28 protein-coding genes are annotated in these 26,125 nt (G+C 67.4%); 17 read left to right on the forward strand and 11 right to left on the reverse strand.

The window, feature by feature from the left end; genetic code table 11:
- Window positions 1-82 precede the first annotated feature (82 nt).
- The gene (locus tag EI982_RS06665; RefSeq protein ID WP_157688780.1) at window positions 83-520 is read left to right on the forward strand and encodes a hypothetical protein; all 438 of its coding nucleotides are present in this window, start codon (window positions 83-85) and stop codon (window positions 518-520) included.
- 96 nt (window positions 521-616) lie between these two features.
- Here EI982_RS06665 and EI982_RS06670 read toward each other — a convergent pair whose 3' ends face one another.
- Both EI982_RS06670 and EI982_RS06675 read right to left on the reverse strand, forming a co-directional pair.
- Window positions 617-1,720, reverse strand: coding sequence for a glycosyltransferase (locus EI982_RS06670; RefSeq protein WP_157688781.1), 1,104 nt, complete (start codon window positions 1,718-1,720; stop codon window positions 617-619).
- A 24-nt stretch (window positions 1,721-1,744) separates the two neighbouring features.
- Complete coding sequence (locus EI982_RS06675) at window positions 1,745-2,797, reverse strand: glycosyltransferase family 4 protein (protein ID WP_157691084.1); 1,053 nt, start codon at window positions 2,795-2,797, stop codon at window positions 1,745-1,747.
- Window positions 2,798-2,876: 79 nt separating this feature from the next.
- Between EI982_RS06675 and EI982_RS06680 the strand changes: the two genes are divergently transcribed.
- From EI982_RS06680 to EI982_RS06690, 3 genes are all read left to right on the forward strand, one after another.
- On the forward strand, window positions 2,877-3,152 hold the full coding sequence (locus EI982_RS06680) for a ribonuclease P protein component 4 (protein ID WP_157688782.1): 276 nt from the start codon (window positions 2,877-2,879) through the stop codon (window positions 3,150-3,152).
- 99 nt (window positions 3,153-3,251) lie between these two features.
- Entirely contained in the window at window positions 3,252-3,500 is a 249-nt protein-coding gene (locus EI982_RS06685) for a YhbY family RNA-binding protein (protein WP_157688783.1), read from the forward strand.
- The gene (locus EI982_RS06690; RefSeq protein ID WP_157688784.1) at window positions 3,497-4,390 is read left to right on the forward strand and encodes a mechanosensitive ion channel family protein; all 894 of its coding nucleotides are present in this window, start codon (window positions 3,497-3,499) and stop codon (window positions 4,388-4,390) included. Before EI982_RS06685 ends, EI982_RS06690 begins: the two co-directional genes overlap by 4 nt.
- Here EI982_RS06690 and EI982_RS06695 read toward each other — a convergent pair.
- Both EI982_RS06695 and EI982_RS06700 read right to left on the reverse strand, forming a co-directional pair.
- Window positions 4,387-5,205 (reverse strand): HD domain-containing protein, encoded by an 819-nt coding sequence (locus EI982_RS06695; RefSeq protein WP_157688785.1) that lies wholly within the window; start codon window positions 5,203-5,205, stop codon window positions 4,387-4,389. The genes EI982_RS06690 and EI982_RS06695 overlap by 4 nt on opposite strands.
- Before the next feature lie 125 nt (window positions 5,206-5,330).
- Window positions 5,331-5,804, reverse strand: a complete 474-nt coding sequence (locus tag EI982_RS06700) for a redoxin domain-containing protein (RefSeq protein WP_157688786.1) — start codon at window positions 5,802-5,804, stop codon at window positions 5,331-5,333.
- 153 nt (window positions 5,805-5,957) lie between these two features.
- Here EI982_RS06700 and EI982_RS06705 point away from each other — a divergent pair, with 153 nt between their 5' ends.
- Both EI982_RS06705 and EI982_RS06710 read left to right on the forward strand, forming a co-directional pair.
- Window positions 5,958-6,233 (forward strand): Sec-independent protein translocase subunit TatA/TatB, encoded by a 276-nt coding sequence (locus tag EI982_RS06705; RefSeq protein ID WP_157688787.1) that lies wholly within the window; start codon window positions 5,958-5,960, stop codon window positions 6,231-6,233.
- A 77-nt stretch (window positions 6,234-6,310) separates the two neighbouring features.
- Complete coding sequence (locus tag EI982_RS06710; RefSeq protein WP_157688788.1) at window positions 6,311-6,619, forward strand: hypothetical protein; 309 nt, start codon at window positions 6,311-6,313, stop codon at window positions 6,617-6,619.
- A gap of 21 nt (window positions 6,620-6,640) precedes the next feature.
- On the opposite strand, the gene fmdA (EI982_RS06715) is transcribed toward EI982_RS06710, so the two are convergent.
- Together fmdA (EI982_RS06715) and EI982_RS06720 are read right to left on the reverse strand one after the other, a co-directional pair.
- On the reverse strand, window positions 6,641-7,912 hold the full coding sequence (gene fmdA, locus EI982_RS06715; protein ID WP_157688789.1) for a formamidase: 1,272 nt from the start codon (window positions 7,910-7,912) through the stop codon (window positions 6,641-6,643).
- A 118-nt stretch (window positions 7,913-8,030) separates the two neighbouring features.
- A complete protein-coding gene (locus EI982_RS06720) occupies window positions 8,031-8,555 on the reverse strand; it encodes an AmiS/UreI family transporter (RefSeq protein WP_199243755.1) in 525 nt (174 codons plus the stop codon).
- Between the two features lie 215 nt (window positions 8,556-8,770).
- On the opposite strand from EI982_RS06720, the gene EI982_RS06725 reads away from it, so the two are divergent.
- Window positions 8,771-9,166, forward strand: a complete 396-nt coding sequence (locus EI982_RS06725) for a fluoride efflux transporter FluC (RefSeq protein WP_157688790.1) — start codon at window positions 8,771-8,773, stop codon at window positions 9,164-9,166.
- Window positions 9,160-9,522, forward strand: coding sequence for a fluoride efflux transporter CrcB (gene crcB / locus EI982_RS06730; RefSeq protein ID WP_157688791.1), 363 nt, complete (start codon window positions 9,160-9,162; stop codon window positions 9,520-9,522). Before EI982_RS06725 ends, crcB begins: the two co-directional genes overlap by 7 nt.
- Window positions 9,523-9,538: 16 nt before the next feature.
- Here crcB and EI982_RS06735 read toward each other — a convergent pair whose 3' ends face one another.
- The gene (locus tag EI982_RS06735) at window positions 9,539-10,156 is read right to left on the reverse strand and encodes a hypothetical protein (RefSeq protein WP_157688792.1); all 618 of its coding nucleotides are present in this window, start codon (window positions 10,154-10,156) and stop codon (window positions 9,539-9,541) included.
- A gap of 119 nt (window positions 10,157-10,275) precedes the next feature.
- Here EI982_RS06735 and fmdA (EI982_RS06740) point away from each other — a divergent pair, with 119 nt between their 5' ends.
- The gene (gene fmdA, locus EI982_RS06740) at window positions 10,276-11,532 is read left to right on the forward strand and encodes a formamidase (protein ID WP_157688793.1); all 1,257 of its coding nucleotides are present in this window, start codon (window positions 10,276-10,278) and stop codon (window positions 11,530-11,532) included.
- 15 nt (window positions 11,533-11,547) lie between these two features.
- On the opposite strand, the gene thsA is transcribed toward fmdA (EI982_RS06740), so the two are convergent.
- Window positions 11,548-13,224, reverse strand: a complete 1,677-nt coding sequence (gene thsA / locus EI982_RS06745) for a thermosome subunit alpha (RefSeq protein ID WP_157688794.1) — start codon at window positions 13,222-13,224, stop codon at window positions 11,548-11,550.
- Between the two features lie 84 nt (window positions 13,225-13,308).
- Complete coding sequence (locus EI982_RS06750; protein WP_157688795.1) at window positions 13,309-13,845, reverse strand: cupredoxin domain-containing protein; 537 nt, start codon at window positions 13,843-13,845, stop codon at window positions 13,309-13,311.
- 140 nt (window positions 13,846-13,985) lie between these two features.
- Here EI982_RS06750 and EI982_RS06755 point away from each other — a divergent pair, with 140 nt between their 5' ends.
- From EI982_RS06755 to EI982_RS06785, 7 genes are read left to right on the forward strand one after another with little or no spacing between them, the layout of a single operon-like run.
- Window positions 13,986-16,841 carry a type II/IV secretion system ATPase subunit gene (locus EI982_RS06755; RefSeq protein ID WP_157688796.1) on the forward strand — a complete coding sequence of 952 codons (2,856 nt, stop codon included), beginning with the start codon at window positions 13,986-13,988 and terminating at the stop codon, window positions 16,839-16,841.
- Between the two features lies 1 nt (window position 16,842).
- Window positions 16,843-18,870 carry a type II secretion system F family protein gene (locus EI982_RS06760; RefSeq protein WP_157688797.1) on the forward strand — a complete coding sequence of 676 codons (2,028 nt, stop codon included), beginning with the start codon at window positions 16,843-16,845 and terminating at the stop codon, window positions 18,868-18,870.
- Entirely contained in the window at window positions 18,867-19,406 is a 540-nt protein-coding gene (locus EI982_RS06765) for a DUF7287 family protein (RefSeq protein WP_157688798.1), read from the forward strand. Before EI982_RS06760 ends, EI982_RS06765 begins: the two co-directional genes overlap by 4 nt.
- A complete protein-coding gene (locus EI982_RS06770) occupies window positions 19,400-20,002 on the forward strand; it encodes a DUF7288 family protein (protein WP_157688799.1) in 603 nt (200 codons plus the stop codon). The genes EI982_RS06765 and EI982_RS06770 overlap by 7 nt, the downstream gene beginning before the upstream one ends.
- Window positions 19,990-21,255, forward strand: a complete 1,266-nt coding sequence (locus tag EI982_RS06775) for a DUF7261 family protein (protein WP_157688800.1) — start codon at window positions 19,990-19,992, stop codon at window positions 21,253-21,255. The genes EI982_RS06770 and EI982_RS06775 overlap by 13 nt, the downstream gene beginning before the upstream one ends.
- Window positions 21,252-21,707: a DUF7266 family protein gene (locus EI982_RS06780; protein WP_157688801.1), complete on the forward strand. Its 456-nt coding sequence runs from the start codon at window positions 21,252-21,254 to the stop codon at window positions 21,705-21,707. The genes EI982_RS06775 and EI982_RS06780 overlap by 4 nt, the downstream gene beginning before the upstream one ends.
- Window positions 21,704-22,468, forward strand: coding sequence for a DUF7289 family protein (locus EI982_RS06785; RefSeq protein ID WP_157688802.1), 765 nt, complete (start codon window positions 21,704-21,706; stop codon window positions 22,466-22,468). The genes EI982_RS06780 and EI982_RS06785 overlap by 4 nt, the downstream gene beginning before the upstream one ends.
- On the opposite strand, the gene EI982_RS06790 is transcribed toward EI982_RS06785, so the two are convergent.
- Window positions 22,469-23,944 (reverse strand): DUF7289 family protein, encoded by a 1,476-nt coding sequence (locus EI982_RS06790; RefSeq protein ID WP_157688803.1) that lies wholly within the window; start codon window positions 23,942-23,944, stop codon window positions 22,469-22,471.
- 117 nt (window positions 23,945-24,061) lie between these two features.
- Between EI982_RS06790 and EI982_RS06795 the strand changes: the two genes are divergently transcribed.
- Window positions 24,062-25,456, forward strand: coding sequence for an FAD-binding oxidoreductase (locus tag EI982_RS06795; RefSeq protein WP_157688804.1), 1,395 nt, complete (start codon window positions 24,062-24,064; stop codon window positions 25,454-25,456).
- A 9-nt stretch (window positions 25,457-25,465) separates the two neighbouring features.
- On the opposite strand, the gene EI982_RS06800 is transcribed toward EI982_RS06795, so the two are convergent.
- Entirely contained in the window at window positions 25,466-25,870 is a 405-nt protein-coding gene (locus EI982_RS06800) for a DUF7475 family protein (RefSeq protein WP_157688805.1), read from the reverse strand.
- Window positions 25,871-26,125 lie beyond the last annotated feature (255 nt).

Here is a 26,125-nt window from a genome sequence, read left to right on the forward strand (position 1 = left end):
CCGACGGAAGCCGGCGACCGATCGCGGCGGCATCGTTCCGAAGACGGCAACCCTTTTCGGCATGGCTCGTGAACTCGGTCGCATGGCAGACGACACTGGCGACGAGTCCGAGACTGCGGACGGCGAAACCGGCGACGTGGAGGGCGGCGAGGGCGACGGCGAGGAGAAGTCCTTCCGCGAGCGCGTCGAGGAGATCCGCGAACGCCGCGCCGAGGAACGCGAGGAGGGCGAGCGTCCCGACCCCGAGGAGATGATGGGCGGCGGCGAGGGCGGCAACCCCTTCGCACAGATGATGAGCGGCATGATGGGCGGCGGCGGTGGTGGCCCGCCCGGCATGGGCGGCGGTCCGCCGGGGATGGGCGGCGGCGGCGGTGGCCCGCCCGGCATGGGTGGCGGCCGCGGCGAGGAGGAGTCGGTGGGGAACGAAGAGCTCGTCCGCGAGGTCCGACAGCTCAGGGACGAGGTGCGCGACGCCACCCGACAGCTCCAGCGGATCGCACAGGCGCTCGAAGACGACTGACCGCGGCCCGTTCTCATACGGATCATTGTAACTGTTTACCGGTGGTTCGCCAGGACAGTGCGGCGAATCACCGGTACTGACTTACAATAAACAGTATCAGCTCACGCGGTCGTAGACCTCGGCGAGGCGGTCGACCGCTCGGTCGACCGCGTGTCGGTCCCGCACCACGAGACACGTCTCCCCGAGTCGGTCTCGCTCGTCGAGGGTCCGCCGAACCGCCCGGCGGAGCGCCGCGACGTCGCCCGTCTCGAAGTGATAGCCGGTCTCGCCGTCCACGACGGTGTTGGCGAGGGCGCCGTCGTCCGCCCCCACGACCGGCGTGCCACAGGCGTTTGCCTCCAGCGCGACGAGCCCCTGTGTCTCGACCGGACTCGGGAAGACGAAGGCGTCGAGGGCGCTGTAGAACGCGGGGAGTTCCTCGCGGTCCAGGAAGCCGAGGAATCGGGCGTCGACGCCCCGCTCGGCCGCGCGGGCTTCGAGGTCGGCACGGGCCGGGCCGTCGCCGCCGAAGACGACGGTCGCCTCCAGGTCCGCCGCGGCGTCGACGAGGTCCCCGAGGCGCTTCTCGTAGCCGTGTCGCCCGGTGTAGCCGATCAGCGTGCCGGCGTCGTCGAGGTCGTGGCGGGACAGGAAGGACGCCGGATCGACCGGGCGGAACCGCTCCGTGTCGATGCCGTTCGGCACGACCGTCACCGGCGTGGCGACGCCGACCTCGTCGACGAGGTGGGCGGCGGTCGCCTCGCTCGGCGCGACGACGGCGTCGGCCCGGTCGAGGAACCACCGTTCGTACCGCTCGCTCACCCGTTCGACGAGCGCCTCGACCGTCTCGCTCGGCGCGACGTAGTCGGCGTACTCCGCGGTCGGCGTGTGATACGAGGCGACCAGCGGTCGGTCGTGTCGGGCGGCGAGGCGGAGGCCCGCCAAGCCCACCGCGAAGGGCGTGTGCGCGTGGACGACGTCGACGTCGCGAACCCGGCGTGGGATCCAGGGGACGCCGAGGCGGAATCCGGGGTAGAAGGGAAAGGGGAGGCTCCGGACCGGATACTCGCCGGCTCGGGCGGCGTAGCCGTCGGTCCGCGGGTACACCACGTCCATGCGGCCGCCGCGGTCGCCCCAGCAGTCGCGCCAGGTCTGGACCGTGTAGGTGACGCCGTTGACCGTGGGCAGATAGGTATCGGTGAAGGCGGCGACCGAACGCATTGCCGGCGGTTCGGCAAGCAGGGGTTAATCGCTTGTGACTTCGTCGTAGGCGTCGACGAGTTTCTCGCCAACCCGCTCCAGGGAGTGTTCGGCCGCCGTCTCCGCCGCGTTCTCGCCGAGGCGCGCCCGCAGGTCCGGGTCGTCGGCCAGTCGGTCCAGCGCCGCGCGGAACTCCGCCCGGGTCGAACATTTCAGACAGTCGTGTTCGTGGGTGTAGAACTCATCGAAGACGGGGATGTCGCGGAGGACGACCGGCTTCCCGCAGGCCATCGCCTCCAGGACGGCGATACCCTGGTTCTCCGCCTTCGTCGGGAAGCAGTAGACGTCGCCGGCGGCGAAGGCGCCGCGCTTGTCGTCGACCCAGCCCGTGAACGTGACGTTCTCCGGGGGGTTCCGCACCCAGCGCCGGACCGTCTCGGAGGCCTGTGGCCCCGTGTCGTAGGGGCCGAACCACGCGAACTCGTAGTCGGTCGCCTCGGCGAGGCGGCAGAAGGTAGTGAGCCCCTTGCGCTCGAAGACGTTGCCGACGGAGAAGACGACCAGGCCCTCCAGGTCGAAGCGGTCGCGGTACTCCCCGCGGAGGGACTCGAAGCCGGAGAGGGAGTCGACGTCGACACCGTTGGTGATCGGCCGGATCGGCGCCCGTACGGGGTACGACTCCAGGATTCGCTTCGTGTAGGCGCTGGGACAGAGCACGAGGTCGGCCTGCGAGTAGAACCACCGGAGGTAGCGCCCGAGCGGGCGGGCGAGGTGGGTCGACCCCCGGAAGCTCTCGGCGAAGTCCTCGCGCGTGACGTGGGCGTGGAGCACCAGCGGCGTCCCGGTCCGCTTCGCGTGGCGGGCCACCGCGATCGATCCCGGCCCGATCATGTTGCAGTGCGCGACGTCGTACGACCGGAAGACGTCGCCGCCGCGGAGCGCCGCACCGAGGGCTCGCGGCGGCGATCCGCCGGTCCACGGCGACGTGAGCACCGACACGTCGGTCGTCGCCAGGGCCGCGCGCTGCTGGTCGGCCGCGGTCCCGATCCCGCTCCGATCGAGTCGGTCCGCCAGTTCGAGGTAGTTCAACACCCGCACGGGGGTCGATTGCGCGGTGACGGTTTTCACGCTACCGGTCTGTCGGAAGGCCTTTGCCACCGCCCGGCCGGATTCGAGTATGGGCATCGCCGAGGAACGGATCGACCGGCTGGCCGCGCTCGCTCGGGAGGCGGTCGCGGCGGACGACCCCGACCGCGCCCGGCGGTACGTCCGCCTCGCCCGGCGGATCGCCGAGCGCAACCGCCTCACGCTCCCCCGATCGTTCCGGCGGTTCACCTGTGACGCGTGTGACGCCTACCTCCGACCGGGGCGGAACGCCCGCGTCCGGCTGGCGGACGGGCACGTGGTCGTCCGGTGTGACTGTGGCGCGACGGCCCGCTACCCATACGAGTGAGCGCCGTGGCGGCGCCGATTCCGTCGGTTCCCGCGCCGTCGACGCGGTTTCCGGGTCGTTAATATAAAGTTTCAAACCGATTCGGAGTCAGTTGCGGGTATGGATACGCAAGCGTTGCGCAAGCGGGCCCACGACCTCGACGTGACCCTGTGGGTCGGCAAGGGGGGCGTCGACACCGTCGTCGACGAGTGTGACGACCAACTGAAGGGGGAGGAGCTGGTGAAAGTGAAGTTCCTGCGCTCGGCCCAGGGCGGAACCGACGTCGAGTCGCTGGCGACCGACCTCGCGGAGCGGACGAACGCGGCCGTCGTCGAGACGCGGGGCAACACGGCCGTGCTGCACCGATGACCGGGGCCGCGGTTCCGCTCCAGAACGGCGCGCTCGCGGAGTTCCTCGGTCGGAACGGCGTGCCGTACGCCGACGCCATCGGTTCGGCGGTCATCTTCGTCGTCGTCCTCGTCGCCGTCTACGTGATCGGACGCGCGGTGGTCCTCCCGCTGGTGGACCGTCTCATGGAGAATCGAGGGCTGGAGCGACACGCCCGCCGGCCGCTACGGAAGCTCACGCTCCTGGTGGTGGTGTTCGCGGGGATCGCCGTCGCGTTCGGCATGGCCGGCTACGGCGACTTCCTGCAGTCGCTGGCGACGGTCGCGGCGGCCGCGACCCTGGCCATCGGCTTCGCCATGCAGGACGTCATCGCCAACTTCGTCGCCGGCGTCTTCATCTTCACCGACAAGCCGTTCAAGATCGGCGACTGGATCGAGTGGGACGGCAACTCGGGCATCGTCGAGGACATCAGCTTCCGTGTATCGCGGGTGCGGACCTTCGACAACGAACTCCTGACGGTCCCCAACTCCCACCTCACCGACGGCGTCATCAAGAACCCCGTCGCCAAGGGGCAGCTCCGCCTGCAGGTCCCCTTCGGCATCGGCTACGACGACGACATCGAGCGGGCGAACGAGATCATCCTCGAGGAGGCCCACGCCCACCCCGACATCCTCGAAGACCCCGCGCCGTCGGTGCGGCTGACCGAACTCGGCGACTCGTCGGTCGTGCTCAAATCGCGGGTCTGGATCGACGACCCCAGCCGCTCCGACTTCGTCAAGACCCGCGGCGAGTACGTCACGGGCGTCAAAGAGCGGTTCGACGAGGAGGATATCAACATCCCCTACCCGAACCGGACCCTCGGTGGCTCGCTCGAACTCGCCGGCGTCGACGAGACGGTCGTCTCGGACTAGAGTTCGATCCGTTCGACCAGCCCGCTCTCCTCTTTGGTGTTGATGGCGACGATGCGGACGTGATCCTCCAGCGTCGAGTCCTCCAGTTTCGCCTTGAGCAGGTTGTCGACCTGGTAGACGCCCGCGGCGTTCACCATCTCGATTTCGACCAGGACCGCCCTGTCGTCGCCCTCCCGTAGCGAGACGTCGCGGATCGCCCGACTCGAGAGGGTGTTGATCCCGCGGCCGCCCTTCTCGTAGGGGATGCGGGAGCGGCCACGCTCCATGTCGAGGGCGTCGGCGACGCGGATGACTCCCGCCTCGCGGGTGAGCGGGTCCTCCTCGGTGTGGTGACAGAGGATGGCGTGGAGCGTCTCGGCTTTCACGCGGACCGCCGCCTCGGTGTCGTAGAACTCGGGCAGGAACCGGTCGAGGAGGTCCGCGGCGAGCGGGATGGAGTAGTAAGGGTGCCGGTCGCGGTGGACGACGTGTCCCACATCGTGGAGCGTGGCCGCGAGCGCGACGATCACCGGTTCGTCCGCCTCGGACAGCCCCTGATCCGTCGCCCCGTTGAACGCCACGCCGGCCCGTTTCAGGAGTTCGTACAGCCGGAGGGCGCGGTTGCGGACGATCTGGATGTGTTTCGGACCGTGGTCGTTGTACCCCTTGCGCGTGACGGCGTTGACGTTCTGAGCGTCGAGATACGTCCGCACCTCGGGGTCCTCGACGAGGGCCGGGAGGACCCGGTTCAGTTTCCCGTCCGGGAAGGCGTGTGACGCGTCCGGATCGTACTTCCGGCCGTCGGCGTCGTCGGTGTCGGCGTCGTCGGTGCCCATAGTCACCGTGCACTCCCGAGTCACAAAAGCGCGCGGTCGGTCTCGTACGGACTATTGTAACTGTTTACCGGTGGTTCGCCAGGACAGTCCGGCGAACCACCGGTACTGACTTACAATAAACAGTATCAGGCCGTCTCGGCCGCCGCCTCGCGGACCGCCTCGTAATCCGGCTCCTGTTTGGGGTTGTCCCCGACCCACCGATACGTGACGGTACCGTCGCCGTCGACGACGAACACCGCCCGCCGGGCGACGCGCATCTCGAGCGGGGAGAACGACGACGCCACGCCGTAGGCGTCGATCAGCTCCCGGCGCTCGTCGCTGATGAGCCCGAAGTTCAGGTCGTTCCGCTCGCGGAACTCGTTGAGGGTGTAGGGGAGGTCGACGCTGATGCCGTACACCGTCGCGTCGATGGCCTCGAACTCGGCCATGTGATCGCGGAACGAACACATCTCGCTGGTGCAAGTGGGGGTGAACGCCGCGGGGAAGAACGCGAGGACGATGGGTGACTCGTCGAGGTGCTCCGAGAGAGTGAACGTCTCGACGTCACCGTTCGCGAGCGGCGCAGTGAAATCGGGAGCCTCGTCGCCGATGTCGACCATGGTCCCCGTTCGTCGGTGGCGGCTATTATACTGTCGGCTGCGGCGATCCGGCCGGACGGCCGGACGGCTGGACGGCCGGGGTCGTCGGGGTGTCGAGTCGGACTGACCGGTCCAAAAAGCCTATAATTGCCAATCGGCTACCCCGAGGTAGTGATGCACGACCCAATCGTCCCACTGTTCCCCGGGTTGCCCGGCGGGCCGGAGTTGCTCATCGTCCTCTTCGTCCTCGTCTTGCTGTTCGGGGCGAACAAGATCCCCAAGCTGGCTCGCTCGACCGGCCAGGCGATGGGCGAGTTCAAACGCGGGCGCGAGGAGATCGAGGAGGAACTCCAGGAGGGCGCCGATCCCTCGAGCGGCGACTCCTCGACGACCACGACCGAGGAGACGGCCACGGCGGACGACGAGACCGAACCCAGCACGAACAACTGATTCCATCGATTTCGGTACGCCACCGTTCCGTACCAGCCGGGGCAATACATTAGACGCTTCCTCGCGACGGACGGAACATGGACGATCACGACGACGCCGTCGCGCGGCAGGCGACGCGACTCCACGACGAGACACCACACGCGGTGCGTGTCTCGGTGACGCTGTCGAACGACACCCGCGAGCTGTTGAGCCGGATCCGGGACGATCTGAACGACCGTGCCGGCGAGTCGATCCTGAACACGAACGACGTGGTACAGTTGGCACTTCGTGCGGGAGCGCGGTATCACGAAACCGATCGGTCGGAGGACGACGCGTCGCGTCCGGACATCAGGGCACTCACCGCGGCCGTCCACGAGGCGATGGAGGATCGGGACCCGGACGGGTGAGCGTCGATCCTCCGCACTCGATCAGCCGAGCGGGTCGTCGGTGACGACGAGGTCGCCGCGGTCCTCGGCGTTGCCGAGGCTGCCCGGCGAGAGGTCGAACTCGAAGGCGCCGGTCGGGAGCGCGAGCGTCGAGCAGGCGTTGGGCACGTCGACGACGCCGCTCTGCCGGCCTTCGATGGGCACCGTCCCGAGGATGTGGAGGGCCTGCTGACCGGTGTACCCGAACTTCTTCAGGTAGTCGATGGCCTGGAGGCAGGCCCGCCGGTAGGCCGTATGGGAGTCGATGTAATGCTGTTCGCCGTCCTCGGTGACCGAGTAGCCACAGAAGGTGACGTAGTCCTCGAAGTTGGGGCCGCGGTGCCCCGGTTCGAAGATGGGGTGGGTGACGCCGTGGTCCTCCATCCCGTTCTTGACGACTTCGAACTTGAGATCGATGTAGGCGGCCATCTCGATGGCGCCACAGAAGGTGATCTCGCCATCGCCCTGCGAGGCGTGGAAGTCGCCGATGCCGAACTTCCCGCCCTCGACGTAGACGGGGAAGTACACCGTCGATCCGATGGAGAGATCCTTGATGTCGTGGTTGCCGCCGTGTTCGCGGGGCGGCACGGTCCGGGCGGCCTCCTCGGCGGCCGCATCGGCCTCCTCGGAATCCATCTCGCCCATCAGGGCGCCGTCTTTGGTCGGCGGGTTGGCGACCCCGGGCACTTCCTCGCCGGTCGGATGGTTCTGGATGGACTCGGGATCCGCCTCGTGTTTGTCGATGAGTTCCTGTTCGCGTTCGTTCCACCGTTCGAGGAGTTCCTGACTCGGGGCACAGCCGGCGAGTCCGGGGTGGATCTTCCCCTCGTATCGGACGTCGGGAATGTGTCGGGAGGAGACGGTGTAGCCGTCGAGGTCCCAGATCGACTTGGCGGCGTCGGAGAAGTGGTCGGTGAGGAAGCCGCCGCCGTTCTGCTGGGAGAAGGTGCCGGTGAAGCCGAACTCCGAGCGGCCGTTGAGCGGCCCCATATCGAGGAACTCGACTTTCAGGAGGTCGCCGGGTTCGGCGCCGTTGACGTGGACGGGGCCGGCGAGATAGTGGACCTGATTGAGGTCGACGTCCCGTACCTCGTTGGGGTCGTCGTTGTCGGTGATCTGCCCTCCCGTCCAGTCGAGGGCCTCGAGGCGCGCCGTCTCGCCGTCGTCGACTTCCACCGCCGCGGGGATGTCCGGATGCCACCGGTTGAACGGGTTGGCTCCGGGTTGCTCGTCCGGCGGACTGTCCGTGTCGACTTCGAATTTTACTTCGGGCATTGGTACCAGGGGTCGTTAAACCCGGGAAGAAATGTCTCGGAAAATGACTTAACGTTATTGTAACAAATCAGACCAACTGACGTTTGTATTCATATTACATATCAGAAATAAAATGCGGTCAGGCCCAGGGCCAGAATCCGGCGGCCATCAGGTAGCCGCCGACGGCGGTGGCGACGCCCGTCGCGGCGGTGAACCAGCCGACCGGTTCGGTGAGTTCGTCGCGCTCGAGGCCCAGTAGGAGGAAGAACGCGGCCCAGAGCACCGCCCAGAGTAGCCAGAGACCGGTGAGACCGAGGTCGCCGCCCAGGAAGACGAGATACGCCGTCGGCAGCGCCGTGAGCGCGACGAAAAAGCAGTACCAGCCAAAGGAGCGCTGGTCCTCCACGCCGCGGTACGCGTTCGCCGCGATCCAGAGATACGTCATCGAGAACAACAGGGTTCCCGCCGCGTTGAACGGCGTCCCCTCCGAGGCGTCGCCGCCGAATCCCCACCAGAGGACGATCAGGAACGTAATCAACCCGGTCAGGAGGTTGAACGTCGCCACGTCCCTGTCCGATCCGTGTCCCAGCAACCACAGCCCGTTGACGAACAGGACGCCCCCCACGAACAGGAGGCCCATCCCGAGGACGCTATAGAGCGCCATCGTCTCCGATCCCCGCAGTTCGGCCGTGTTGACTGATTGGACGCATGACAGTTATACGTCACCGAACCGGGACTTATAATTTTTCCATAATTTACTGCATAGATACTACATTGAAACAACATTTACTCCGGGCGATTACAAACGCGCGTCGGGGCGTCGCACTTATCCCGAGGGGCCGCGAACTCCGGATCGGTAGCTCGAACTGGGACGGAACGATGGCACGGGATACGGCGGCGCGCCTCCGGACGGTCGAACTCGTCTTTCTCATCGCAGTCGGCGGGTTCGCCGGCGCGAACCTCCGTCACCTCCTCTCGCTGGTCGTGCCCGGACTCGGCGGCACGTTCGCGGCGAACGTCCTCGGCTGTCTCGCGCTCGGCTTCCTGACCTACGAGGCCGAACTCGTCGGCGTCCTCAGCGAGGAGACGAGCATCGTCGCCGGAACCGGCTTTCTCTCCTCGTTTACCACCTACAGCACGTTCGCCCTCGAGGCCGTCCAGTCGCCGACGTTCGTCGGCGCCGGTTACGTGGCGGCGAGTTACGCGTCCGGCTTCGCCGCCGTTCTCGTCGGCCGACGACTCGCGCGGTCGCTGGAGGCGGTCGGCGAATGGTGACCCCCGCCTACCTGATCGGCGCGGGTGCGGCCGTCGGGGCGGTCCTGCGGTACGCCACGAACCAGTACGTCGGCGGCGTCACCGGCGACCGGCGGTTCCCCTACGGAACCTTCACCGTCAACGTCGTCGGCTCCTTCGTCCTCGCGCTGGTCACGTCCCTCGGTGCCGGCACCGACGTCCTCCTCCTCGTCGGTACCGGCGCCTGCGGCTCCTACACGACGTTTTCCTCCTTCTCGGTCGACACCGTCCGGCTCTGGGAGGACGGCGACCGACGCCTCGCCGCGTGGTACGCCGCCGCGAACCTGCTGGGGGCGCTCGCGGGCATCGGGCTGGCGTTCGCGGCCGCGTCCCTGTGACGGGTGTCGACGACCGTCAGACGCCCCCCGGAGCGTCCAGATACAGCCGGAAGACGAGTTCGTCGGCGGCGTCGTCACCCTCCACGACGGTCGATCCGGCCTTCGCCCACGAGCGCGTCTCGATCAGCCGGTCGGCGAGCCGCTGGGCGCTGTCGGCGTTCGTCCCCGGCGTCGCGACGACGACGCCCCGGTGGTCCGCGTCGACGGCGGCGACCGCCCGGTCGGCCGCCGCCTCGACCGACTCCTCGACCCCGAGTTCGACGACTGCGTACCGTTCCCCCTCCCGGACGAGCGTCCCCGACTCGTCCGACGCCGACGCCGTCAGCGACGACAGGACGCGTCGACGAGCCGCCTCCGTCGACAGCGGCTCGTCCGCCGCCAGCGCGTCCGCGGCCGCGTTCGGCTCGACGACCACGCGGTAGCCCTCCGGCGTCGACTCCAGCACGCCCGCCTCGACCAACCGCGCCAGCGACGCCGCCGGCTCGTCGCTCCCGGCGACCACTTTGTGGTCCCCCCGCTCGACGAGCCGCCGTCCGAGCGTCTCGGCGTCGAAGGGTCGGTCGCGAAACAGCGTCCAGACCGCCCCGTAGAGGTCGATCCGCGCCTCGGCGTCGGTTCGCTCTTCCTCCGTCATCCCCCGAAAAACGTGTCGGCAGTGCTTAAATTTCGCCCTCGGACAGCCGCCCGTAAATGATTATCAGTTGAAACGATGCCAAAGTATATATTGATTAATTATAATTTTTTGAACGGACCATGCCCGAAACAGTGTTCGAGGTCGACACCGACGCACCCCCCGACGAACAGCCCGACCCCATCGTCAACCGGTGGCACCCGGACACGCCGCCCGCGGCGAGCGTCGAACCCGGCGAGAAGTTCCGCGTGGAGTGTCTCGATTGGACGGGTGGCCAGGTCGTCAACGACGACAGCGCGAACGACATCCGGGACATGGAACTCGCGCCGAACCACCACCTGAGCGGTCCGATCGAGGTGAACGGCGCCGAACCCGGCGACGTCCTCGTCGTCGACATCCTCGATATCGGCGCCTTCCCGGACCACGAGTGGGGGTTCACCGGCATCTTCGACCTGGAGAACGGCGGCGGCTTCCTCACCGATCACTTCCCCGAGGCGCGCAAGGCCATCTGGGAACTCGACGGCGTCTACACCCGGTCGCGGCACGTCCCCGGCGTCGACTTCGCCGGGCTGACCCACCCCGGCATCCTCGGGACGGCGCCATCGCACGAACTGCTGGAGGAGTGGAACCGCCGGGAGCGGAAACTCATCGACGACGGCCCGGACGTCGAGACGGCCGTCAACCACGAGACCCGCGAGGAGCAACCCCCGCTGGCGCTCCCGCCGGAGCCCAAAGACGCCATGCTCGGGTCGATGGAGGGCGAGGAACTGGAGCAGGCGAGTCAGGAGGCCGCCCGAACCATCCCGCCCCGGGAGAACGCGGGCAACTGCGACATCAAGAACCTCAGCCGCGGCTCCCGCGTCTACCTCCCCGTCTTCGTCGAGGGGGCGAACTTCATCACCGGCGACATCCACTTCTCGCAGGGTGACGGCGAAATCACGTTCTGTGGCGCCATCGAGATGGCGGGCTGGATCGACTTCCGGGTCGACCTCATCAAAGGGGGGCAGGAACAGTTCGGCCTCGACCACGCCATCTTCAAGCCGGGCAACGTCGAACCGCAGTTCAGCGAGTACGTCACCTTCGAGGGCTACTCCGTCGACGAGGACGGCACCCAGCACTACAAGAACGCCAACGTCGGCATGCGTCGGGCGTGCCTCGACGCCATCCACTACTTGGAGAACTTCGGCTACACCGGCGAGCAGGCATACTTCGCGCTCAGCACCATCCCTGTCGAGAGCCGCATCGCCGGCATCGTCGACCTGCCGAACACCTGCGTCACCGTCTCCATCCCGCAGGCGGCGTTCGACTTCTCCATCGATCCGGACGACCTCGGCGACGTCGAGAGCCAGTCCCGCGGCACGTCCGCCCGGCCGTCCTGATCGCGGCCGCGTTTTTCAGTGGCCGATCGCCCAAGGGTAGCCGTGCGGATCGGTCTCGAACTCGCCGCCGGCGTGGGGTCCGTCGTGGTCGTGGTCGTGATCGTGGCCGCCGCTCCCGTCCTCCGACGGCCCCGTCTCGATGATCCCGTCGATCCGGAGGAGGAGTGCGGCGGCGTCGGTCGCGTTGGCGACCACGCGCCGCTTGAGGCGAGCGGGTTCGACGACGCCCCGGTCGGACACGTCGGCGATCCCGCCCGCCTCGCCGTCGACGCCGATCCGCGTCTCGTCGTCCGCGTGCCGTCGCCGGAGTTCCAGCAGGCTGTCGATCGGGTCCAGGCCGGCGTTCCGCGCCAGCGAGACGGGGATCGTCTCCAGCGCGTCCGCGAACGCTTCGACCGCGACGGCTTCGCGGTCCCCGATGCGCCGGCCGTATCTCCGAACGTCCGTCGCGAGCGCCACCTCCACGGCGCCGCCGCCGGCGACGAGTCGCGGCCGCGCGTCGAACTCGTCGAGCAGGCCGACGGCATCGACCACGATGCGCTCCGTCTCGTCGACGACGTGGTCCGTCCCGCCGCGGAGCAGCACCGACACCTGCGACGACGTCGACTCGCGGACGATCACGAACGCGCCGTCGCCGAGAGTGACCCGTTCGACCGCGTCCGCCCGGCCGACCGACGCCGTGTCGAGCGCGTCGAGACGCATCACCGGGCGGGCGCCGGTCGCCCGCTCCAGTTTGTGGACCTCGTCCTGTCGGGTCCGCTCGAAGACCAGCACACCCTCGCGCGCGAGCATGGTTCGCAGCCGGTCGTCGACGGACTTCTGGCAGAACAGCACGTCCACGTCGTGTGCGGACAGCGCCTCGACGTACCGGCGGTACTCCCCCGTCTCGAACGCCTGTGCCCGTTCGAGATCACCCACGTCCTCGAACGAGTACCGGGAGACGGCGTCCGGCGACTGGATCGTGAGTTCGTCGTCGACGACGGCGACGCGGGCGTCGTCGACGCGCTGTGGCACCGGCGCGGCGACCTCCGAGAGGCTCGTCGAGGAGGCGTCGGTGTCGACGACCAGGCCGTCGAGCAGTTCGGAGTCGGTCGTCCCCCCGCCCGCGACGCCGTGGATCGTCACGTTCGACAGCCGCCGCCCCGACGACCCGCGGACGGCGTCGAACGCCCGCACCGCGAGGTCGGAGAGAAACGCCGTCCGCGCCTCGTCCCAGCGGCCGGTGATCGACGTCGCCACGACGTTCCGGCGCGTCGATCCGTCGTCAGGATCGGGCGTCCACGCCACGTCGTCGAGAACCGTGCCCGCTCGGGCCGCCGCCGTCCGGTAGCCGTCGACGACCGTCGTCGGGTGGAACCCGTCGTCGAGCAGCGAACTCGCCTCGTCCAGCAGCGCCCCCGCGAGGACGATCGCCGACGTCGCCCCGTCGCCGACTTCGCCGCTCTGGGCGCGCGCCACGTCGGCCACGATCCGTGCCGCCGGCGACTCGATCTCCATCCGGTCGACGATGCTCGCTCCGTCGTTCGTCAGGACGACCGTCCCGTCGCCGACGAGCATCTTGTCGCGGCCGGTCGGCCCGAGCGTCGTCCGGAGCATCTCGGATAGGACGACCCCGGCCCGAACGGTCGCCGCCGCCGCGTCGCGTTCCCCCACCTCACCGGTCACGTTCGCGATACGATCGAGCCCACTCATACGGATGACACTTGGGGGAACGGTCGAATGAGTGATAAAAGTGCGTGCGGACCGGCACCGGTGACCGGTCCCCTGCGCCCTAGATTACTGCGGTTCGCAGGGCAGCATCTCCTGGTCGTACTCCTGATCGCCGACGACGACGGCCGCACAGCCGCCGATGTGGCCGAAGTCGTAGTCGCACTTGTACTCGTAGACTCCCGGTTCGGGGAAGTAGTGGGTGACCGGCTCGGAGCCGAGGTCCTCGTCCAGCTCCCAGTCCGAGGCCACCTCGGGGTTCCACGCCCGCCGACCGCTCTCCGAACTCGACGGCGACATGGAGGTGACGCTGTGCGAGCTGAGGCTCTCGGTGGTCCACTTGACGACGGTTCCCGGCTCCACCTCGGCGACCATCGGGATGAACGTCTTGTTCTCGTTGTTGATCGTGAACTCCGGCGCGTCTTCGGGTGGACCGGAGGGCGTCGACGTCGCGGTGGCGGTCGGCGTCTCGGTGGCCGTCGCCGTGGCCGTCGCCGTGTCCGTCTCCTCCGCACCGTCGCCGCCGTCCGAACCCCCCGAACAGCCGGCGAGTGAACCAACGAGCCCGGCAGCGGCCGCGACGATCTTCCTGCGACTGAATGTCATGATGTCGTGGCGTTCGCTAAGCGAGGCCCCTTCAAAAAACATTCGAGGTTGCCCCGACGCCGACGCCGTGGGGTACTCCGATTATCAGCCGACTAGATCGGCCAACAGAGTTTATATTCGTGAAGTCCCTGAAGTGGTCAATGGCTATCGACGACGCCGAGAGCTCCGAGTCGGGGGAGCTCGACGGCGCGGCGACCGTCGACCCGGACCGCGAGACGGTCGACATCGAGCGGTTATCCGCGCTGCTCGCCGCGGGCGAGGAGGCCGCGACACGGCTCGACGCCGCCGTCTCGCGGGTGCAGGGGGACGGGCCGCCGGTCGTCAAGGATCTCTGGTCGTGGGAGGATTACAAGGAGGAGTTCTACTACGACGCGAACGGCAATCCGCCGACCGACGGGTCCGGGGAGCCGGCCCCGTTCGATCCGACCGACACGCTCGGGTTCGACCCCGCGGAGACGGAACGGGTGCTGTCGGGGGCCGCGGACGTCGCGGCGGAGTTGGACGCGGTCGTCGACGAGCGGACGGTGTCGGTCGACGAGGAGATCGACGAGGACGCCTTCTTCAGCGACGAGTTCGGAACGACGACCATCGCGAACCGGTACGACATGGAGAAGACGGTCCCCCTCGAGAAGAAGACACACTTCGTCGAGGTGGACCGATACTGGGTGAACAAGCCGTACGCTTACGTCGTCATCTTCCGCTCGCTGAAGGAAAACGAGCAGAAGTACTACGTGATCCAACCCCACACCACGCCCATCGAGGAGGATCTGGTCGAGTTTCTGACGGCCAAGCTCCAGAACGCGATCAAGTACGCCGACGTGGGCGTCGCCGGCGGCTTGGACGAGCGCGAACGGGTCATCCGCGACGAGACGTTCGCCCTGCTCGAACGGTACGACCTCTACGCGCGCACGTCGGGGACGGGCCTGCTCGACACCATCGCCAGCCAACTCGGCGTCGAGAGCGGCGACGGCACCGCCGGCCGGCTCCTGTCACGGCTGGGCTGGCAGCCCGGAAGCGACACCGACGAGGAGCTTCGCGGCATCAGGGCCCGCCCCGAACCAGCCGTCATGGCCGAGGACGCGAACGACCTCTCGGAGTATCAGGTCGAGAAGCTCCTGTACTATCTCAAGCGGGACTTCATCGGCTACGAACGGATCGACGCCATCAAACACGACATCAACGTCGAGGACATCTCGTGTGACGGCTACAACTCGCCCGTCTTCGTCTACCACAGCGACTACGAGCAGATCATCTCCAACGTCTACCACGGCGAGAACGAACTCGACGACTTCGTCGTCAAGCTCGCCCAGCGGTCCGGCAAGGGGATCAGCAAGCGCCGTCCGCAGGTGGACGCGACCCTCCCCGACGGGTCCCGCGCCCAGTTGACCCTCGGGAAGGAGGTGTCCGACCACGGCACCAACTACACCATCCGCCAGTTCAAGGACGTCCCGTTCACGCCCGTCGACCTCATCAACTGGAAGACGTTCTCGCTGGAGGAGATGGCGTACCTGTGGCTCGCCATCGAGAACAACAAGTCGCTGATCTTCGCCGGCGGGACGGCATCGGGGAAGACGACCAGCCTGAACGCCGTCTCGCTTTTCATCCCCTCGAACTCCAAGATCGTCTCCATCGAGGACACCCGCGAGGTGGAGTTGCCCCAGCGCAACTGGGTCGCCTCCGTCACTCGGCCCTCGTTCTCCGACGACGAACAGGGCGAAGTCGACGAGTTCGACCTGCTGGAGGCCGCGCTCCGCCAGCGCCCGGAGTACATCGTCATGGGCGAGATCCGTGGCGAGGAGGGCCGGACCCTCTTCCAGGTCATGTCGACCGGGCACACCACGCTGACGACGTTCCACGCCGACAGCGTGGGTGAGGTGCTCAAGCGGTTCACGACCGAGCCGATCAACGTCTCGAAGACGATGTTCACGGCGCTCGATCTGGTGTCGATCCAGACCCAGACCAGGGTCGAGGGGCGGAAGGTCCGCCGGAACAAGAACCTCACCGAGATCAACTTCTACGACGCCGAGAACGACGAGATCAACGTGCAGGACGTCTACCAGTGGCAGGCCGAGACCGACGAGTTCCTCCGCATGAGCGACTCCAACACCTTGGAGGAGATCCGCTTCGACCGCGGGTGGACTCGGGAGACCCTCGAGGAGGAAATCTTCAAACGGCAGGTCGTCCTGGCGTACCTCATCGAGAACGGACTCAACACGTACACGCAGGTGGCCGCCACGGTCCAGGCGTTCATCAACGACGAGGAGACGATCCTCGGCTTGATGGCCGAGGATCGACTCGAACGCAGCCTGGAGGACCTCCGCGAGATGGAGTCCGTCCTGATCGACATCGACCCCGAGAAGGAGGCGATGGTGCCCCGACCGGACCCGAGCGAGGAGGCACTGGCGCTGTGTGCCGACATCCTCGACCGCGCGGAGACGGAACTGCTCGACGAGTACCGCGGCGAGGACGTCGACGGGGTCGACACGGCGCTGGTGGGGATGGACCGAGCCGCGGACGTGACGGCCGAACCGACCGACGCGGCGACCGAGACGGGGAGCGAAGCCGACTCCGAAGACGGTGTCGGGGACGAGGTGGACGCCCAGTTCGACGTGGACGACGCCGGCGACGAGGGAGCGAGCCCGTTCGCGGACGACCCCGACGAGGAGTTCGGCATCTCGTTCGAATCGTCGGACGACGAGGGGTGGGAGTCGCCCGCCGGGTCCGACACGGACCCGGTGACGGACGTTGGGACCGACGACGAGGTGTCGATCGACCCGGACCCAGACGTCGACCTCGATCCGGATGAGGACTCGAATCCCGACCCGGATCCCGACCTCGATCCGGATGAGGACTCGAATCCCGACCCGGATCCCGGCGTCGACCTCGATCCGGAATCGTCGCCGGACGAGGCCGACGAAAGCGAGGCCGACGAGAGCGAGGCCGACATCGACGACTGGGGGTTCGGCGACGTGACCGACGCGGACGGGGAGGGCTGACGTGAGCCTCGACACCGGAACCGGGCTGGATCGGAGCATCGACAGCCTCGGCGACCTGTTTTACCCCCTCTTCCAGCGGCTGTTCGACGAGGACGGCGACTTCGTCGACGACGTGGAGACGAAACTGGCCCAGGCGCGGATGTCCACGACGGTCGAACTCTACCTCTCGCGGGCCCTCGCGGTCGGCGTCCTTCTCGGCCTCGTGCTGTGGCTCCTGGGAACCTTCGTCGGCTACAGCCTCTTTGCCCTCGGAATCGTCTCCCCGGACCTGTTCTCGACGGGGGCGCGGATCCCCAACGAGACGGTCGTCAGGCTCATCGAGCAGGTGAAGGTCCCGCTCGCCATCGGCATCGTCGGGCTCGTGATGGGCTCCATCGGGTTCGTCACCGGGTTCGGCACCCTCGTCGGCATCCCCTACTCGCGGGCCTCGGGACGGAAGCGGGAGATCAACATGCTGCTCTCGGACTCCATCTCGTTCATGTACGCGCTGTCGGTCGGGGGGCTGAACCAGTTGGAGATCCTGCAGGCGATGGCCCGCGCCGACGACACCTACGGCGAAGTGGCCCGGGAGTTCCAGAGTATCGTCCAGGAGACGGAGTACTTCGGCACCGACTACCGGAACGCCATCCAGGAGCAGGCCGCGGAGACGCCCAGCGACGACCTCTCGCAGTTCCTGACGGACATGCTCTCCATCGTCAACTCCGGGGGGAACATGCAGGCCTTCCTCTCCGATAAGAAGGACAAACACATGCGGACGGCCAAACAGCAACAGGAGGTCACCCTCGACACCCTCGAACTGTTCGGCGAGATGTACATGACCCTCTCGCTGTTCCCGCTCCTGTTGATCATCATCCTCGTCATCATGAGCATGCTCGGGGAGGCTCAGTCGTTCATGCTGTACGCGACGGTGTACGGCCTGATCCCGATCACCGGCGTCATGTTCCTGGTGTTGGTCTCGACGGTGAAACAGGACGAACCGGGCGACGGATACCTCGACCCGTCGGACGGGAGCGACCGGGTCCAGGAGACCGGCGACGACGGCCTCTTTCACCTCGGGCTGATCGAGCGATACGTCGGCGAGTTCGGGATCTTCGACCGCATCAAGTCCCGCGAGGGCACCTTCCGGACGAAACAGCTGCTGCGGCAGCCACACCACTTCTTCCGTGACCACCCGCAGTTCACGCTCCTGTTGACCGCCCCCGCGGCGCTGGTGTTGCTCGCCTTCGCCGGGGTGAGCGGTGCGGCCCCGACGACGTGGGGTGGCATGGTACAGGCACCGGTGTGGGGGACCTTCGTCTGGATCTACGTGCCGCTCTACCTGACCTTGATCCCGCTCGGCGTCTTCCACGAGTGGAACGTCCGCACGCGGGCGGCGATCACCGGCAAACTCTCGGACAACCTGCGGAAGCTGTCGAGCGCGAACGACACCGGACAGACGCTGCTGGAGTCGGTCGACACCGTCGCGGAGACGTCGTCGGGCAAACTCGCCGACGAGTTCGACGTCGTCTACGCCAAGGTGAACTACGGGATGAGCCTCCGCAACGCGCTCGTGGAGTTCAACAACAAATATCACGTCCCGCGGCTGGCCCGGACGGTGAAGCTCATCAGCAAGGCCCAGGAGGCCTCCAGTCAGATCACGCAGGTCCTGACCACCGCGGCACAGGCCAGCGAGAACCAGGACGACATCGAACGCGAACGTCGGTCCCGGACCCGCATGCAGGTGGCGATCATCCTGATGACGTATCTCACCCTGCTGGGCGTGATGGCCATCCTGAAGACCCAGTTCCTCGACGTGATGGCGGGGCTGACCGAGCAGGCCTCGGGTGGCAGCGGTGGCGGCTCTCAGCAGTTCGGCGGCGGCATCGACGTGCAGCTCCTCTCGCTGCTGTTCTTCCACGCCGTGACCCTGCAGGCCATCCTCTCGGGGATCATCAGCGGGTACATCCGGACGGCGAAGCTGATGGCCGGAATCAAGTTCGTGGTGATCCTGCAGACGATCGCGCTGGCGGTCTGGCTGGTGGTCGGATGAACGGGCGCGGACAGACGACCATCGATTTCGCCATCGGGACGAGCGTCTTCCTCGTCACCGTCGCCTTCGTGGTGGCCTTCGTCCCCGGCATCTTCCAGCCGTTCGCCGAGGGCCCCCAGGAGGAACTCGCGAGCGTCGACCGGATCGCCGACACGGTCGTCCACGACCTGCTCGACGGCGGCGACGACACCACCACGCTGGACCGGGAGTGCACTATCTACCTGTTCAACGACACGGACACCGACCCTACCGGCACCTGTCCGTTCGACGATTCGGACCCGCTCTCCGAGCAGGTCGGCCTCAGCGAGGGCCACCACGTGAACGTCACCGTCGTCGGCGGAGACCCGAACGGCGGCTCGCAGAACCCGGTCTGTACCGACGGTCAACACGTCACGGTGAGCGACACCGACGACTGCACCGGGGGCGTCGCACTGAACGCGGGCGAACCCGTCCCGTCGAGCGGCGCGTCGGTGATCGGTCGGCGGGTCGTCCACGTCGACGGAACCACCGCGACGGTCGTCGTCAGGATGTGGTGACAGTGCGCGCACAGGCACACACGCTCGAAGCCGTCACGGCGGGGATGATCCTGCTCGCGAGCGTCGTCTTCGCGCTGCAGGTGACCGCGGTCACCCCGCTGTCCGCGAGCACGTCGAGCCAACACATCGAGAACCAACAGCAGTCGTCGGCGGTGGGGGTGCTCGATACGGCCCGCGAGACGGGTGCGCTCAAGGCCGCCGTCGTCCACTGGGACGACACGAACGGGACGTTACACGGCGTCTCCGCCGGGGCCTACACGACGGACGCCGAGGTCAACGAGACGCGTCTCGGGCGCATGCTCCTCGATACGTTCCAGTCCCGCGGCGTCGCGTTCAACGTCTACGTCACCTACACCGGCGATACGGGAACCGTCGCCCGGGAGCGGTTCATCTACCGGGGCGAACCCAGCGACAACGCCGCCACGGCCACGACGTCGCTGGCGCTCTACGACGACGACCCGCTGTACGACGCGAACGGGACGGCGACGGACACCACCGTCAACGGGTCGAGCACCTACGGCAACTTCGTCCCGTCGGGGTCGGACACCGGCCTGTACAACGTCGTCAGGGTGGAGGTGGTCGTATGGCGGATGTGAGCCTCCCGATGGACGGATCGAGCGACCGCGCCCAACTACTGCTGGTCGGCGCGCTCACCCTCGCGGTCGTGTTCCTCTCGCTCAGCCTGCTGCTCAACTCGGTCATCTACACGGAGAACCTGGCGACCCGACAGACGAACACGGACGTCGAGAAGGCGACGACGTTCCGCTTCGTGGCCGTCGACGTGCTCGGCGACGCCATCGAACACGTCAACCGCGGGGACGCGTCCGACTTCGGGACCCGCCGCGACGACTACCGAAACGTCACCGGCGTCGCCATACGGACCCTCGGAAACCAGTCGGCGACCGATAGCCTGGCGACCGACGTCGAGCGGCGGACCGTCAGCCGGGGGACGCGCATCGCCGACGACAACGCCACCTCGACGCTGACACCCGAGAACGACTCGACGGGCAACTGGACGGTCGTGACGGACGCGCGGGTGCGCAACGCCCGCCTGCACGTCGAAACCGACGACGTTGTCCGGATCGTCGTCGACGACGGCACGGCGCGGGACGTCGTCCTCGACGGGACCGCGAACGAACTCCGCGTGGAGGGCGAGAGCGAGGCGTGCTCGCTTGGCGGCGGACGCAACTGGGTCGACCTGACGGCCGCACGGGTCGACGGCGAGCGGTGCCGTCCGCTGACGACGCTCCCGTTCGACGACGAGGTGAACGTCTCGATAGCGAACGGAACCGACGCGACGGGGACGTACTCGCTCGTGGTCGACCGGTACGAGGCCGGAACCCGGTCGGCGGTCGACACGCGGAACTACCCCGGTCAGTGTGCGCCCCCGTCGCCGCCGACGTACAACGACAGCGACGCCGGCGGGCCGTACACGTCACCGGCGGTGTACGCCGCGACGGCGAACGTCTCGGTCGCGAGCCCGGACATCGACTACCGGCGGACGGTGCGGACGGCCCCCGGCGAGGTCGGCGGGCCGCCGACCGATCCCACCTTCGAGCGATACGACGTGACCAACACCTCGACGTCGCTCCGGGTGAACTGGAACGTGACGGATCCGAACGGCGACTTCGACTACGTCGCGGTCGGTCTCTACAACGTCTCCGACGGGTCGACGGAAGTTTCGCCCTCGAACTACACCACCTCCGACGGCGACGTCACCTTCACGGGGCTGTCCAACAGTACGGCGTACGCGATCAACGCGACGGCGGTCGACGGCGCGACGCCCGAGAACCGTCGGACCGTCTCGGAGATCCACAGCCCCGACGGCGGCGGGGGGTGTCCGCCGTGATCCTCCGGTCGGACCGCCGGGGGAGTTCGACGGCGCTCGGCTACGTCCTGTCGCTCGGCATCGCCGCCGTCCTCATCTCGGGGTTGATCGTCGCCGGGGGCGGGCTGATGGAGAGCCAGCGCGACCAGTCGGCGCGGACCGAACTCGAGGTGATCGGACAGACGCTCGCCGAGGAGGTGACGAGCGCGGGGCGACTCGCGGACTGTCCGTCGTGTGAACTCCGGCTCCGGGTCGACCTGCCCAGCCGCGTCGCCGGCGGATCCTATCTGATCGAGGTGACCGACACCGCCGACGCGGGGATCCATCGGCTCGTGTTGAACACGAGCGTGACGGGCGTGACGATCCGGGTTCGGTTCCGGTCGCGCCTCCCCGTCGCCGAGACCAGCCTCGCTGGCGGCCCGGTCGTGATCGTCTACGATTCGGGGACGCTGGAGGTGCGGGACGCGGAATGACCGACCGAGCCGTCAGCGACGTGTTGAGTTTCGTCCTCGTGTTCTCGCTCATCACGGCCTCCGTGGGGCTGGTGAGCGTAGTCGGCCTCGGGAGCCTCCAGGACGCCCGCAACGCCGAGCGGATCGACAACGGGGAGCGGGCCTTCGAGGTGCTCGCCGACAACCACGGCGATATCGTCCACGGCGGGGCGCCCTCGCGGGCGACCGAGATCAAACTCGCGGAGACGACGCTGACACTCGGGGACACCTCGGACTCCGAGGTCACACTGGAGAACGGCTCGGTTCCGGGCACCGTCGAGAGCCGGTCGATCACGTTCGGCCGTTCGGGCGAGAGCCTCGACAGCGGCGTCGTCTACGAGATGGGTGCGGTGATCCGAGTCGATCGGGGCGGAGCCGCGATGCGTCGCGAACCGCCCTTTTATTTCGACGAGGACCGGACCGTGATCCACTACGTCGCGCTCGAATCCCGGACCGGCGACATCCAGCGCCGGTCCGGCTCGACGACCGTCCTCGTGCGCGGGGTCAGGGGTACCACGGCAGTGTTGGCCCACGAGCAACCGACCGGGAACGTCACGCTCACCGTCGACACCGAACCCCGACGGGCGGCGGCCTGGAAGCGATATCTCGACGACGAACTCGACGGGATGTCACCTGCGGCCACGCCCTGTGACCCCCTCGCCGGCAACGGGACGGTCAGCTGTACGTTCCGGACCGACGACCTCCGGATCAGCCGGACCACGATCCGTACCTCGATCGACTGATCAGCCGACCGTGGCCGTCACGTTGTGTTCCGTGATGTGGAGGTAGGTAACGACCTTGCCGCTGCCCCCGTAGTAGATGTAGCCCGAGGAGCCGGATTCGCCGATCCCCGCGTTGTTCCCGTCGGCGACGACGAGGTCGAAGTCGGGACCCATCTGGGCGAAGTAATGTCTGGTGACGAGCGTCAAGTTCTCGGTGTTGCCCGACGAGTAGGTGACGTTCGGGTCGGGGGAGTGCGAGTCGAACCGGGCGTCGCTCGCGAGCGTCTTCGAGCCGGATTTGAAGTGGACGTTGTCGTTTTTCACCTTCTGGAAGGTCACGTCCGTCGAGTTTTCGGGCGTGAGATCGACGTCGACCCAGATCTCGTCGCCGTCGGCGGGTTTGCCGTTCACCTCGCCACACTCCGTCTCGAGGTAGTCGTCGCTGTACCAGCCGTGGTGGGTGTCGCCGCCGTCGTCGCTGTAGTAGATCGACAGCGCCACGTCCTCGTTACAGCTGTTCACGCCGTTACCGCCGACGTGAATCTCGAACTCCCGCTGGCCCTGCTTGGCGTAGAACGACCAATCGAGGTTCGAGAACGAGGACTCCTCGGTGTCCTGCGGGCGGATGGTAAAGGAGAAGTCGTCGAGGGAGTGGCCGGCGTCCATCCCGCGGACCGTGATCCCCTGTGTCTCCGGTGGCATCTGGAAGTCCCCGAGGGTGCCGATGCTGATCAGTTCGACCGTCACCTGGTTGGGTGCCGGATAGGAGACGTTGCCGTCGGTCCGAGTCTCGAAGTACGACCCCCACGCCTCGGCGTACTCGCTCCAGATGGTGACCGCCACGGTCCCGTTCTCGACCGGGTTCCGGTACTCGGTCCCGTCCGGGTACGTCTCGTTGCGGGGATAGAGCGAGGTGCTGGTCTCCGTGGTACTGGCGCCGACGGTGGTCCGGCCCGCGGCGCTTCCGTTCCCCCGGATGCGGACGAGCGGGAAGGTGAGCGACCCCTCGCGGTAGTGAAACTCCGGCGGCGAGACCATGCGGGTCGAGCCGTCGTCGTACCGCCGCCACACGCCGCCGCCCTGGTAGGCGATGGCGTCGTCGCCGTTCTCGTTTCGGTAGACGATGGCCCCGAGGGACGTGTTCGACACCAGCTCGACGTCGTTGCTCCCGTCGTAGTTCCGGTGGACGATCTTGATGGTTCCCGCGTCCTCGTCGACGGTGTACCCCCCGTTCGACGTGGGGAGGTCGACGGACTGACGCTCCGAATCGCCGAGCGCGACGGTCGACAGTCGGGAGTCCAAAAGCGTCATGCCGTTCTCGGCGCGGTCGATCTCCGACCGCGACTGGACGTCCTCGATGGCGGTGAAGCCGAACGTGACGACCACCGTCGTCGAGACGAGGACGAGACCGATCACGAGGATCACCCCGAGCGGCTCGGCCTGTGACTGCCGGTCCCGCACGAACCGGTACAGCCAGGGGGTGCGTGGCCGCGACATTGGGGAGAGAAGACACGCGGCGCATAAAAGCCGAGTGGCCGATTCTCCGCGCTGATAGCCGCCGGTTCCCGTCGTCGAGCAACAGGTCTAATACTCGGGCTCCCGCTGACTGGGAGTATGCAACACGATACCACGTTCGTCGACGACCTGGGTCTGGCGGCGGATCAGATCTCGGTCGGCGACGCGGACCGGGAGGAACGCTCCCACGACTGGGGGACCGCACGCGAGGACGGCGTCCGCCCCGACGTCGTCGTCTGGCCCGAGTCGACCGACGACGTCGCCGCTGTCCTGCGTGCGGCGACCGAACACGGCGTCCCCGTCACCCCCTACGCCGCCGGGACGAGCCTGGAGGGCAACGCCGTCCCCGTCGAGGGCGGCATCACCCTCGATATGAACCGGATGGACGCCGTCCTCGACGTCCGCCCGGACGACCTGCAGATCGACGTCCAGCCGGGAATCCTCGGCGACGACGTGAACGAGGCGGTGGCGAAACACGGCCTGTTCCTCCCGGCGCTCCCCTCCTCGGGCGCCATCTCGACCATCGGCGGGATGCTCGCCAACGACGCCAGCGGTATGAAGACCGTCAAGTACGGCGAGGTGAGCGACTGGGTGCTCGGCATGGAAGTCGTCCTGCCGACCGGCGAGGTCATCACGACCGGGAGCAAGGCGGCCAAGACCTCCTCGGGCTACGACCTAGGTGACCTGATCGTCGGCAGCGAGGGGACGCTGGGCGTCATCACGCGCGTGACGATCCAGTTGGCCGGACGCCCCCAGCAGGTCAGGGGCGGCCGAGCCCACTTCGAGACGCTCGACGACGCCGCGGAGGCCGTCTTCGACGCCGTCCGGTCCGGGGTCGACGTGGCGAAGATCGAACTGATCGACCGCCTGAGCGCCGCCATGTCGAACGCCCACCTCGACACCGACCTCCCGGACGTGCCGATGGTGTTCGTGGAGTTCCACGCCGATCACGGCATCGAGGAGGAGATCGAGTTCTGTCGGACCATCTTCGAGGCCCACGGGGTGACCGAGTTCGAGGTGGCCGAAAACGAACACGGGATGGACGAGCTGTGGGCGGCGCGCCGGGAACTCGCGGAGGCCTTGGAGCCCTACGACGACGACCTCTCGCCGCTCACCCCCGGCGACGTGACCGTCCCCATCAGCGAGTATCCCGACCTCGTTCGGTACGTGAAAGAGCTCGGCGAGCGGGAGGACTTTCTCATCTCCTGTTTCGGCCACGCCGGCGACGGCAACCTCCACTACACGGTCATGATCGATCCGGACGACCCCGAGGACGTGGCCCACGGCAAGGACGTCTCGCGGCGGATCGTCGAACACGCCATCGAAGTCGGCGGCACGTCGACCGGCGAGCACGGCATCGGCCTCGGCAAACAGGACTACCTCGTCGCCGAACACGGCGAGGCGGCCGTCGACGCGATGCGCTCGATCAAGGAGGCGCTAGATCCCGCAGGGATCATGAACCCCGGAAAGGTGTTCGACGGGCCGGAACCCTGACGGCCGGGGTCACCCCGTGCTCGTATAGAGGTAGCCGGTGACGATGGCCAACACCGCTTCGGCACCCTTGGCGATGACCGCCATCGGGTTCAAACTACCTCCCTGGTAGAACGCGTCGACGCCGAACCCTTGGAAGACGAACAGGGCGACGACCGTCGCGAGGGCATAGAGTGCGGCGACGAGGTACAGTTCCCGACGCCAGTAGCGGGTTAGGTAGATCGCGATCCCACCCAGAAAGCCCAAGCCGTTGAGGGCAAAGAGGATGGCCAGCGTCCGGCTGAATCCGATCACCTGCGGCGCCAGGAAGAGGTGGATCACGCCCGTCACGACGGCCAACACGATGGCGACGTAGCCGAGCGGGCTCTTCGAGAGGTCGACCAACGACTCGCCAGCCGTGGTGTTGCTCACGCTCATCGCACACCCTCCGTGTCGTTCGAGTCGAGAGTTCGTCCATGCACTGTACGCGCCGACTCGACCGGCCGCGGGTCGGTCGGCGGCGTCGACGGGGACGTGCGGACACCGAATTCGGCTCGTATCATACACTCGGCTGTCAACGTCGCGAAACAAAGTTCGATTGGTACGATCATCGAAAAGAGGACGGCGTGGTCGTCCCAGGCGGGCGATTTGCGAGACCGCGGATCGGCGACGACGGGCAGGGCGTCCGTCTCG

Origin of the sequence: Haloplanus salinarum (assembly GCF_009762275.1) — an archaeon.
In the GTDB taxonomy this organism is placed as follows: Archaea; Halobacteriota; Halobacteria; order Halobacteriales; family Haloferacaceae; genus Haloplanus; species Haloplanus salinarum.